This is a genomic window from Streptomyces sp. 13-12-16 (assembly GCF_002114215.1).
Lineage (GTDB): Bacteria > Actinomycetota > Actinomycetes > Streptomycetales > Streptomycetaceae > Streptomyces.
In genome coordinates, this window is sequence record NZ_NCTE01000742.1 from 1 (window position 1) to 2,946 (window position 2,946).

The window sequence follows — 2,946 nt, forward strand, 5'->3', positions numbered from 1 at the left end:
CACCGAGCCGGCTCGAGCCGCGCCATCGCGCGCGGGACGTCGCCGGCGGGAGGTCCCGTGTCGGCCCGGACACGTGCCACCGCGCGTGATTCCGCGCGGTCGTCGCGTAGGCCGCAACCGGGTGCGAACCACACGTGGGGCGCGGCCGTCCCGGACATGCGTGCGAGGGCGTGGCCGTCCCGTGGCAGGGGTGGGACGGGCACGCCCTCGCGGTCGGGGGTCAGCCCCGGGCGCCCAGCAGGTGGTCCATCGCCAGCTGGTCGAGGCGCTCGAAGGCCATGCCCCGCGCGGCGGCCTCGTCGACGTCGAAGTCCTCGAAGGCGGACCGGTCGTCGAGCAGGGCCTGGAGGCCGTCGGCCGCCGTGGGCTGGGCCAGCTGGTCCAGACGGGCCGCGCGCAGCGCCTCCTGCACCTCGGGGTCCGCGCGGAAGGCCGCCGCGCGCTCCTTGAGGATCAGGTAGTTGCGCATGCAGCCGGCCGCCGAGGCCCACACGCCGTCGAAGTCCTCGGTCCGCGGCGGCTTGAAGTCGAAGTGCCGCGGGCCCTCGTAGCCGGCCGACTCCAGCAGGTCCACCAGCCAGAACGCGGCGCGCAGGTCGCCCGCGCCGAAGCGGAGGTCCTGGTCGTACTTGATGCCGGACTGGCCGTTGAGGTCGATGTGGAAGAGCTTGCCCGCCCACAGCGCCTGCGCGATGCCGTGCGGGAAGTTCAGCCCGGCCATCTGCTCGTGGCCGACCTCCGGGTTGACGCCGTACAGCTCCGGGCGCTCCAGGCGCTCGATGAACGCCAGGGCGTGGCCGATGGTGGGCAGCAGGATGTCGCCGCGCGGCTCGTTCGGCTTGGGCTCGATGGCGAAGCGGATGTTGTAGCCCTGGGAGGTGACGTACTCGCCGAGCAGGTCGAAGGCCTCCTTCATGCGGTCGAGGGCGTCCCGCACGTCCTTGGCGCCACCGGACTCGGCGCCCTCACGACCGCCCCAGGCCACGTAGGTCTCGGCGCCGAGCTCGGCCGCGAGGTCGATGTTGCGGATGGTCTTGCGGAGCGCGTAGCGGCGCACGTCGCGGTCGTTGGCGGTGAAGCCGCCGTCCTTGAACACCGGGTGGGTGAACAGGTTGGTGGTGGCCATCGGCACCTTCATGCCGGTGTCGTCCAGCGCCTGCCGGAACCGCTTGATGTGCTCCTCGCGCTCGCTGTCGCTCGAGCCGAAGGGGATGAGGTCGTCGTCGTGGAACGTGACGCCGTGGGCACCCAGCTCGGCCAGGCGCCGCACCGACTCGACCGGGTCGAGGGCGCGCCGCGTGGCGTCACCGAAGGGGTCCCGTCCCTGCCAGCCGACGGTCCACAGTCCGAAGGTGAACTTGTCCTCGGGGGTGGGCTGGTAGTTCATGCCGCGGCTCCTTGCTCGCTGAGACTATTTCGTCATGGCGCTTTACAAATTAGTATGCAGGAACATTTCTGGGAAGAGACACACCCCGCCGAGTGCGGAAGAGGGAGAGATCGATGTCAGCAGCCGAGGGTCCGCTCGTCGTCGGCGTGGACACATCCACCCAGTCCACCAAGGCGCTGGTCGTCGACGTGGCCACCGGCCGGGTCGTCGCGAGCGGCCAGGCACCGCACACGGTGACCTCCGGGGCGGGCCGGGAGAGTGATCCGCGTCAGTGGTGGGACGCCCTGTCCGAGGCGCTGCGCCAGTGCGGCGAGGCGGCGCACGAGGCCGCCGCGGTGTCGATCGGCGGGCAGCAGCACGGCCTGGTCACCCTGGACGGGCACGGGGAGCCGGTCCGTCCCGCGCTGCTGTGGAACGACGTGCGTTCCGCGCCGCAGGGCCGTCGGCTGATCGAGGAGCTGGGCGGCGCGAAGTTCTGGGCCGAGCGCACCGGAAGCGTGCCGGCCGCCTCCTTCACGGTCACCAAGTGGGCCTGGCTCGCGGAGCACGAGCCGGACGCGGTGCGCGCCACCAAGGCGGTCCGGCTCCCCCACGACTACCTCACCGAGCGGCTCACCGGACAGGGCACGACCGACCGCGGCGACGCCTCCGGCACCGGCTGGTGGGCTTCGGGGACGGAGGCGTACGACGAGGAGATCCTCGCGCACGTGGGGCTCGACCCGGCGCTGCTGCCCCGCGTGGTGCGGCCCGGCGAGGTCGCCGGGACCGTGCGCGACGGCCACGACCTGCCGTTCTCCAAGGGCACCCTGGTGGCGTGCGGCACCGGTGACAACGCCGCCGCCGCGCTGGGCCTCGGGGTGCGTCCCGGCACGCCGGTGATGAGTCTCGGCACCTCGGGCACGGTGTACGCGGTGACGCAGCGCAGGCCGGCCGATCCGACCGGCACGGTGGCGGGGTTCGCCGACGCGCGCGGCGACTGGCTGCCGCTGGCCTGCACGCTCAACTGCACGCTGGCCGTGGACCGGGTCGCGGCGCTGCTGAACCTGGACCGCGAGGCCGTCGAACCCGGGCGCGGCGTCACGCTGCTGCCCTTCCTGGACGGCGAGCGCACCCCGAACCTCCCCCGCTCCTCCGGCCTGCTGCACGGGCTGCGCCACGACACCACCGGCGGGCAGCTGCTCCAGGCCGCGTACGACGGTGCCGTGTACTCCCTGCTGGCCGCGCTGGACCTCGTCCTCGACGAGGACGCCGACCCGTCGGCACCCCTGCTGCTGATCGGCGGCGGCGCCCGGGGCACGGCCTGGCAGCAGACCGTACGGCGGTTGTCGGGACGGTCCGTCCAGGTGCCCCGGGCCAAGGAGCTGGTCGCGCTCGGTGCGGCGGCGCAGGCGGCCGGGCTGCTCACCGGGGAGGACCCGGCCGCGGTCGCCCGGCGCTGGGACACGGCGGCGGGCCCGGTGCTGGAGGCCGTGGAGCGGGACGAGGAGACGCTGGCCAGGCTGGCCGGGGTACTCTCCGACGCGGCCCCGCTGCTGGACCGCGGCACAAACACCGACTGA

General features: G+C 73.5%; 2 protein-coding genes. One reads left to right on the forward strand and one right to left on the reverse strand.

The window, feature by feature from the left end; translation table 11 throughout:
• Nucleotides 1–220: 220 nt before the first annotated feature.
• On the reverse strand, nucleotides 221–1,387 hold the full coding sequence (xylA, locus tag B7767_RS27870; RefSeq protein WP_030865575.1) for a xylose isomerase: 1,167 nt from the start codon (nucleotides 1,385–1,387) through the stop codon (nucleotides 221–223).
• Between the two features lie 113 nt (nucleotides 1,388–1,500).
• On the opposite strand from xylA, the gene xylB reads away from it, so the two are divergent.
• Nucleotides 1,501–2,946, forward strand: coding sequence for a xylulokinase (gene xylB, locus B7767_RS27875; RefSeq protein ID WP_085574588.1), 1,446 nt, complete (start codon nucleotides 1,501–1,503; stop codon nucleotides 2,944–2,946).

Excerpts from the sequence above, each read along its gene's own strand:
- xylA (WP_030865575.1), bottom strand. The coding sequence starts at position 1,387 with ATGAACTACCAGCCCACCCCCGAGGACAAGTTCACCTTCGGACTGTGG.
- xylB (WP_085574588.1), top strand. The coding sequence starts at position 1,501 with ATGTCAGCAGCCGAGGGTCCGCTCGTCGTCGGCGTGGACACATCCACC.